At 74.1% G+C, this 7,043-nt stretch carries 6 protein-coding genes and 1 pseudogene; all 7 read right to left on the bottom strand.

What is annotated here, in order from left to right:
- Nucleotides 1-1,204, bottom strand: a 1,204-nt coding sequence (locus LCE31_RS14750) for a PrsW family intramembrane metalloprotease (RefSeq protein ID WP_225014708.1), incomplete at its 3' end; no start/stop codon positions are given.
- A gap of 143 nt (nucleotides 1,205-1,347) precedes the next feature.
- Nucleotides 1,348-2,097 carry a tRNA (guanosine(46)-N7)-methyltransferase TrmB gene (trmB, locus tag LCE31_RS14745; RefSeq protein ID WP_225014707.1) on the bottom strand — a complete coding sequence of 250 codons (750 nt, stop codon included), beginning with the start codon at nucleotides 2,095-2,097 and terminating at the stop codon, nucleotides 1,348-1,350.
- 139 nt (nucleotides 2,098-2,236) lie between these two features.
- The gene (locus tag LCE31_RS14740) at nucleotides 2,237-2,593 is read right to left on the bottom strand and encodes a hypothetical protein (RefSeq protein ID WP_225014709.1); all 357 of its coding nucleotides are present in this window, start codon (nucleotides 2,591-2,593) and stop codon (nucleotides 2,237-2,239) included.
- A gap of 78 nt (nucleotides 2,594-2,671) precedes the next feature.
- Nucleotides 2,672-2,809 (bottom strand): annotated as a pseudogene (locus LCE31_RS40425) (transposase); the annotation flags it as partial.
- On the bottom strand, nucleotides 2,791-3,543 hold the full coding sequence (locus tag LCE31_RS14735) for an IS4 family transposase (RefSeq protein WP_263631859.1): 753 nt from the start codon (nucleotides 3,541-3,543) through the stop codon (nucleotides 2,791-2,793). The pseudogene LCE31_RS40425 and the gene LCE31_RS14735, both read right to left, overlap by 19 nt.
- A gap of 193 nt (nucleotides 3,544-3,736) precedes the next feature.
- Nucleotides 3,737-4,954 carry an L-2-hydroxyglutarate oxidase gene (gene lhgO, locus LCE31_RS14730; RefSeq protein ID WP_225014706.1) on the bottom strand — a complete coding sequence of 406 codons (1,218 nt, stop codon included), beginning with the start codon at nucleotides 4,952-4,954 and terminating at the stop codon, nucleotides 3,737-3,739.
- 100 nt (nucleotides 4,955-5,054) lie between these two features.
- Nucleotides 5,055-6,632: a sporulation protein gene (locus tag LCE31_RS14725; RefSeq protein WP_225014705.1), complete on the bottom strand. Its 1,578-nt coding sequence runs from the start codon at nucleotides 6,630-6,632 to the stop codon at nucleotides 5,055-5,057.
- Nucleotides 6,633-7,043 lie beyond the last annotated feature (411 nt).

Below are 7,043 nucleotides of genomic sequence, written 5' to 3'. Positions count from 1 at the left end.
CCGGCAGCCGGCCCGTGGCCCGCGCCGCGTGCAGCAGGGCGGACCCGGCGGGCTCCCGGCGCTCCCATATCCGGTCAAGCAGCTCGCGCTCGCGCACCGCGAAGTCGGACACGGCCACGCCCTGCTCCGCCTGGTGGCGCAGGACCGCGAGCGCCGTCGCGTGCCGCCCGTACTCCGCGACGGCCCGCGCGGCCGTCGGGCCGTACGTACGCCCGGCGAAGTCGCGCGCCGCGGTCCGCGCCCGCATCGACGACAGCGCGCGCGGCGCGGCCGGGCCGAACCAGCCGGCCGCGACGTACGCGGGCAGCACCGCGGAGACCGTACGCAGGTCGCGCTGGCGCGCCCAGATCGTCAGCCAGGTCACCAGGCCGAACACGGGCACCATGAACAGCCCGTAGACCAGGTAGAACCCGAACGGCCTGAAGAGGCCCGAGGAGCTGTTCCACAGCGCGTGCATGCCCATGGCGCACAGCAGGCCCGCAAGCGGCAGCGCCACCCGCAGCGCTCTGCGGCGCCGTCCCCTGGCCACGGCCGTCAGGCCGAAGCCGATGCCGGTGAGCACGGTGAACAGCGGATGCGCGAAGGGCGAGAGCACGATCCGCACGAAGAACGTCGCCACCGTGAACGAGCCGAGGCCGCTGCCGCCGAGGAGCTTGTCCTCGCCGAAGGCGTTGCCCAGGTAGAGGATGTTCTCGGTGAAGGCGAAGCCGGTGGCCGTGAACCCGGCGAACACGACGCCGTCCACCACGCCGGTGAAGTGCCGCCTGCGGAAGAGGAACAGCAGGAGCACCGCCGTGCCCTTGGCGCTCTCCTCGATGACCGGGGCTATCGCCGTGGCCCCCAGGGACTGGGCGCCGGACGGGTCGGCTGTGGCGGTCGTGAGCCACTGGGTCGCGAACGAGTTCGCGATGATCGCGACCAGCGCCGCCCCGCAGGAACCCCAGGCGAAGGCGAAGAACAGATTGCGCCAGGGGCTCGGGTCGACGCGGTCCACCCACCGGAAGACGGCCATCAGCACCGGCACAGGAAGGACCGCGAGGGCCAGGCCGACGAGGAAGCCCTCCGTCCCGGTCTGGTCGCGTACGAGCGCGAGGATGACGGCCCCGCAGACGGCGAGCAGCACGACCAGCGCCCCGCCCCGGACGCCGCGGCGCCGCCAGAGCTCGCGGCCCCGGCGCAGCACCGGCCGGCCGCCGAGGCGCACCGCGGGCGGCGGCGGAAGGAACTGCGCGGTCGATTGGCTCACATGCCGACCCTAACGACGGGCACCGACAACGGCGATGGGGGCATCGAGCGCATCAATACCCTCCGTGCGCTCCGCTCACTCCACCCGGCCGTGCGGGAGGGTCAGTCCGACGTCCGGCGGAACAGCAGGTCGCGCACCACATGGCCCTTGTCGAGCCCTTGGCCCTCGAAGCGCGTGAGCGGCCGGAAGGCGGGGCGTTCCGCGAAGCCGCCGCCGGGGGCCGTGTTCTCGAACGCGCTGTGCGCGCCCAGCACGTCCAGCATCCGCTCCGCGTACGGCTCCCAGTCCGTCGCGCAGTGCAGGACGGCGCCCGGGGCCATCCGGGTGGCGGCGAGGTCCAGGAACTCGGGCTGTACGAGCCGCCGTTTGTGGTGGCGCTTCTTGGGCCAGGGGTCGGGGAAGTAGACCCGGACGCCGGCGAGCGACGCGGGCGGCAGCATCTCGCGCAGCAGGATGAACGCGTCCCCGTTGGCGACACGCACGTTGGACAGGCCCTCGCGCTCGGCGAGCGCGAGCAGGTTCCCCTGCCCCGGGGTGTGGACGTCCACGGCGAGGATGCCGGTGTCCGGCTCGGCCGCGGCCATCCGGGCGGTCGTCTCGCCCATGCCGAACCCGATCTCCAGGACGACGGGCCCCCCGCCGAACAGGGCGTCGAGGTCGAGCACGCGCCGCCCGTCCACGTCGAAGCCCCAAGCGGCCCAGAGCCGCCTGATGGCGTCGGCCTGCCCGGCGGTCACCCGGCTCCTGCGGGGCTGGAAACTCCGGATGCGCCGCTCGAAGCGGTCCCCGGCGGGGTCGGCCGCGGGGCCGCCGTCGGGGAACATACGGCTGAGACTCTGGGACTGGGACATGGTTCCCCCATGGTAAACGGGCCAGAGAGCCTCCCTGCCGGGCCTGCCGGGAACGTGGGGGCGCCGGGATGCCGGGCCGCGGGGGCGCCCGCCCGGGCCTGCCGGGAACCTGAAGGGCGTGATGTCGGGGGAGCTCAGTTCAGCGCCTCCAGGGCCAACGCCGTTCAGTTAGGGCGGGGTCCGGGCTGTCAAGGGCTGCGCTGCTCGTGAGCATGTTGATGCTGATGGTGGCTTTGTAGGTGGTGCGGTCGATGGCGGGTCCGCGTGCGTTGTACTTGGAGATCGCTCGTTTGACGATGCGGCCTTTGGTGCGGACCCGCCGGTTGGGCAGGAGGTGGGCCAGGACGTGGCTGCCGATGGTGCCGACCAGGTCGACGTGGGTGTCGGTGATGACGCCGGCGGCCAGGACGAGCTGGTCCCGGGCAGCTGCGAGGGCGGTGAGGAAGCCGGCCCGGTCGGGGTCGGTGCCCGGGACGCTGTCGGTGGCGTCGGTCATCGCAGTGCGTAATGCCTGGTAGGCAGTCAGCAGGGCCCAGACTTCCTGCTCAATGCCGTCCGGGGTGCGGGCCCGCAGGACGCGCCCGCTGAGAATCGTGGACTTCAGCTCCGCATAAGCCGTCTCGATCTCCCAGCGCTCGTGGTAGAGCCTGACGAGCTCACCGGCCGGGTGGGTGGCAGGGTCGGTGAGGGTGGTCAGCAGCCGGTAATGGCCGGTGCGCGTGCCCTGAGCAGTGTGGTGATCTCGGCCTCGATGACGCGCACGGTCAAGCCTCCGAGGCGAGTCAGCGTCGAGCCGTCACGGCAGCGGGCAACCGTTGGCAGGTTCCGGTTGGCCTTGCAGCGCACGAGCAGATCGGCGCCGGTGGCGGCCAGCTGGTTCAGCAGCGCGGCGGAGGAGAAGTTCCGGTCGCCCAGCAGCATCATCCCGGCCCGCAGGTGCACCGCCAGGCGGCGGGCGTACTCCAGCTCGCCGGTCGTGGCTGGACCGAACACCGCCCCGATCACCGTTCGGGTCCCGCAGGCCACCAGCGTGGCCAGACGCAGTTGCGGGTAGCCCGAGATCCCGTTGCCGAGCCGCTGGCGGGTGAACACCGCAAGGTTGGCCGGGCAGTCCGGGACCGACAGCAGGGTGCCGTCGACCGCGACGACCCTCAGCCCGCGCCATCGTCCGACGGCAGCGGTCGTGGCGGCAGGTCCGCTCACCAGGTCGAACAGAGCTTTCATCGGTGCCGGCCCGAGCCGCTGACGGGCCTGGCGAAGTGCGCTGGCACTGGGCCGGACCGGCACCAGGCTCATCAGACCGGCGCACAACCGGTCGAAGACTTGCTGGTAGCCCAGCCCGTTGAAGAGTGCCGCGGCCAGCAGTAAGTAGACCGTGACCCGCGCCGGCACCAGCCGGACCCTGCGCTGCACAGCACCGGTGGCCGCCAGCACCTCGTCGACCATCTCGAACGGGATGATCCGGGTCAGCTCACCGATATGCCCCGGCGCGAACACCCCGGCCGCTACCCCGACGGTTCGTGTTATGGCAGCCTGTTCCAACAGCGGAGCTCCTGTGGTGAGGATGTCTTGGAGGACATCCCTCTTCTACAGCAGCTCCGCTGCCTCGTTCACCAACCTTGACGAACAGCTACCACGCCTAACTGAACGGCGTTGCCTCCAGGGCCCATCGCGCGATCGCGCGGCCGATCGGCAGGGAGGCCGTCGCCGCCGGGGACGGCGCGTTCAGGACATGGACCGTGCGCCGGCCCCGGCGGATCAGGAAGTCGTCCGCGAGCGACCCGTCCCGCAGGACCGCCTGTGCCCGTACCCCCGCCGGCGCGGGCCGCAGGTCGTCGTCGGTCACGGCGGGCAGCAGCCGGCGCACCTCCTTCGCGAACGCGTGCTTCGCGAGCGACCGGTGGACCTCGCCCGCCCCGTACCGCCAGTGCCGCGCCGCCATCCGCCACGCGCCGGGCCAGGCCACGGTCGCCGCGACCTCGCGCGGCCGTACGACGTCCCACCCGTAGCCCTCGCGGGCGAGCGCCGGGACCGCGTTCGGTCCGACGTGCACGCCGCCCTCCACGCCCCGCGTGAGGTGCACGCCGAGGAACGGGAACGCCGGGTCGGGCACCGGGTAGACCAGGCCGCGCACCAGCTCGGGCCGCGCCAGCTCGTAGTACTCCCCGCGGAAGGGCACGATCCGCATCCCCGGGTCGTCGCCCGTGAGCCGCGCCACCCGGTCGCACTGGAGCCCCGCGCAGTTGACCAGGGCGCGCGCCCTGATGATCTCGCCCGCCGCCGTGCGGACGGCGACGCCCCACGCGCGCCGGTCGACCGCCACGACCGCCGCCCCGTAGCGCACGGCGGCCCCCGCGGACACCGCCGACCGGGCGAGCCGCGCGGCGACCGCCCCGTAGTCGCAGACGCCCGTCGTCGCGACATGCAGGGCCGCCGCCCCCCGGGCCTCCGGCTCGTGCTCCCTGATCTGGGCGGGCCCGAACTCCCGCACCGGGATGCCGTGTTCCCGCCCGCGGGCGGCGAGAGCGCGCAGCCGGGGCAGTTCGCGGGTGTCCTTGGCGACGATCAGCTTGCCCGTCACCGCGTGCGCGATCCCGTGCTCCGCGCAGAACCTGACCATCTCCGCCGAGCCGCTCAGCGCGTACCTGGCCTTCAGCGAACCCGGCCGGTAGTAGATCCCGCTGTGGATGACCCCGCTGTTGCGGCCCGTCTGGTGGCGGGCCGGGCCCGCCTCCTTCTCGGCGACCGTCACCCGGACGCCCGGCGCGGTACGCGTCAGCGCGTACGCCGTGGACAGCCCGACGATCCCGCCCCCGATCACCAGTACGTCGCAGTCGAAGCCCGCCCGCGCGGCCATCCGCCTCACCTCCCACCCCGATGGTGCACCCCGCCACTGACAGCGGGTGTGCGGGGGAGGGCGGCGCGCACGCAGGGAGGGCGGCGCCGGATACGCGCCGTTACGCCGGCGCCACCAGCAGGGGTCTCGCACGCTCCCGCAGCTCGGCGACGCGCGGCTCGTCGCCGTACGGTTCGAGGCGGTGCAGCAGGTCCCGCACGTATTCGGTGGTGCGCGCCGAGGAGATGCGGCCCGCGACCTCGACCGCGCGGGTGCCCGCGGCACAGGCGGCGTCCAGATTGCCGGACTCCAGCTCGGCGACGGCGCTCACCACCAGCCGCAGGCCGTGCGAGCGGACGAACTCCTCCGTCGGTCTGGACAGCGCCTGCTCGGTGAACCGCCGTACCTGGCGCGGCAGTTTCAGGTCCCGGTAGCACTCGGCCGCGTCCGCGGCGAACCGGTCGTACGAGTAGAACGCCAGCCAGGTCGGGTCCGCGTCGCCCGCGCGCGAGCGCTCCAGCCAGCCCTCGGCGGCCTTCAGGGCGGCGCCCGCGGTCGTCGCGTCGCCCGCCTTGGCGTGCGCGCGCGCCTCCACGAGGCGGAAGAAGCTCATCGTGCGGGCCGTGGCCAGGCCGCGGTTGCGCTCGACGGCCGCCTGCGCGAGGTCGACGCCCTCGTCGGCGAAGCCCCGGTAGGTCGCCTGGAGCGACATCGACGCGAGGACGTATCCGCCGAGGGGGACGTCCGCCGCGGCGCGGGCGAGCCGCAGTGCCTGGATGTAGTACCGCTGCGCGGCCTCCTGCTGGCCGGTGTCGAAGGCCATCCACCCGGCGAGCCTGGTGAGTTCGGCCGTGGCGCCGAACAGGCCGCGCCCGACCTCGTCGCTGTACGCGCCGAGCAGCAGCGGCGCCGCGTCGACTCGCAGGCACTCCGGCACCATCGAGGAACGCCAGTCGCCGCCCCCGTACTTGGAGTCCCAGCGGCGCGCGTCGGCCGCCGCCTCCCTGAGCTTGGCGACATCGCTGTGGCCGACCCGGAGCGGGGCCGCGCCCTCGGCGCCGTTCGCGCCGTCGCCCGGCGCCGGGGCCTGGGTGGCCGGTGTGCCCCCCGGCTGCTGTGCGACGCCCGCGCCGGCCGTCGTCGGTCCCGTGGGCCCGGCGGCCTGGGGGCGCGCCGCCTGCTGCCCGCCGCGCGCACCGCGCGCCGCGAGGGCCACGGACGTGTCGCGTGCGACCGACGAGTCGGCCGGGGTTATGAGCCAGCGTGACGCCGGCGTCGCGTACGCGCTCACGGAGAACGAGCCGGCCAGCGACTGCCAGATGCCCCCGCCGCCGGCCCTGCGGCCCGCGAGGTCGAGGCGGTACAGCTCCGTCGCCGTACGGACGGCCTGGCCGACGTCGCGCGGGAAGGCGAGCCCGACCTCGGGCGCGGGGTCCGCGTCCGCGAGGCCGATCTCGTGCAGCGGCACGGGCCGGCCGAGTTTCGCCCCGATCGCGGACGCGATGAGGTGCGGGGCGGCGCCCTGCGGCACCATCCCCTTCGACACCCACCGGGCCACGGACGTCTTGTCGTAACGAAGCGTCAGGCCGCGCTGCGACCCGAGGTCGTTGACCCGCCGGGCGAGCCCGGCGTTGCTGATTCCCGCGAGGGCGAGGACAGTCCCGAGCTTCTCGTTCGGCCCGCGTAGCTCCCTGGTCATGCGTCACCCCTCGACACACAGACGGCCGCCGCGTCCTGGCATAGGCGCCCGGCATTCGTAAACCCAGCGTAGTTCGCCACATCCCGACCGTTAAGGGGCGGAGTTCCGGATGGCGGGATTGTGGCCGTGCGGAAGCCGCCGCGACCGCGGCCTCCACGGCGGCGCACGCCGTCGTGAGGGCCTCTCATGCTCCTCGTGTGTGGCCGTGCGCCCGGCTGTGCGCCGTGGCCGGGCGCGGGGGAGAGCGCTTCCATGGACCTGCGTGGGTCGGCCCGCTGCGTACTGGAACCAGCGGGCTGGGGGACACCCGCCGCCCCCATTCCCCGCGGGCGGCGGACCGGGGGGGGGGGGGGGGGGGGGGGGGCCGCGGGGCCGCGGGGGGGGGGGGGCCGCGCCGCCGGCCGGGGGGGG

Source organism: Streptomyces sp. 8L, from assembly GCF_020176795.1.
Lineage (GTDB): Bacteria > Actinomycetota > Actinomycetes > Streptomycetales > Streptomycetaceae > Streptomyces.
Note: the sequence above shows the minus strand (reverse complement) of the source record. Positions and strands in the feature narration are given on the sequence as shown.

Coding starts and splice junctions, on each gene's coding strand:
- LCE31_RS14735 (WP_263631859.1), bottom strand. CDS start 3,543: ATGGTCGACGAGGTGCTGGCGGCCACCGGTGCTGTGCAGCGCAGGGTC.
- lhgO (WP_225014706.1), bottom strand. CDS start 4,954: ATGGCCGCGCGGGCGGGCTTCGACTGCGACGTACTGGTGATCGGGGGC.
- trmB (WP_225014707.1), bottom strand. CDS start 2,097: ATGTCCCAGTCCCAGAGTCTCAGCCGTATGTTCCCCGACGGCGGCCCC.
- LCE31_RS14725 (WP_225014705.1), bottom strand. CDS start 6,632: ATGACCAGGGAGCTACGCGGGCCGAACGAGAAGCTCGGGACTGTCCTC.
- LCE31_RS14740 (WP_225014709.1), bottom strand. CDS start 2,593: ATGACCGACGCCACCGACAGCGTCCCGGGCACCGACCCCGACCGGGCC.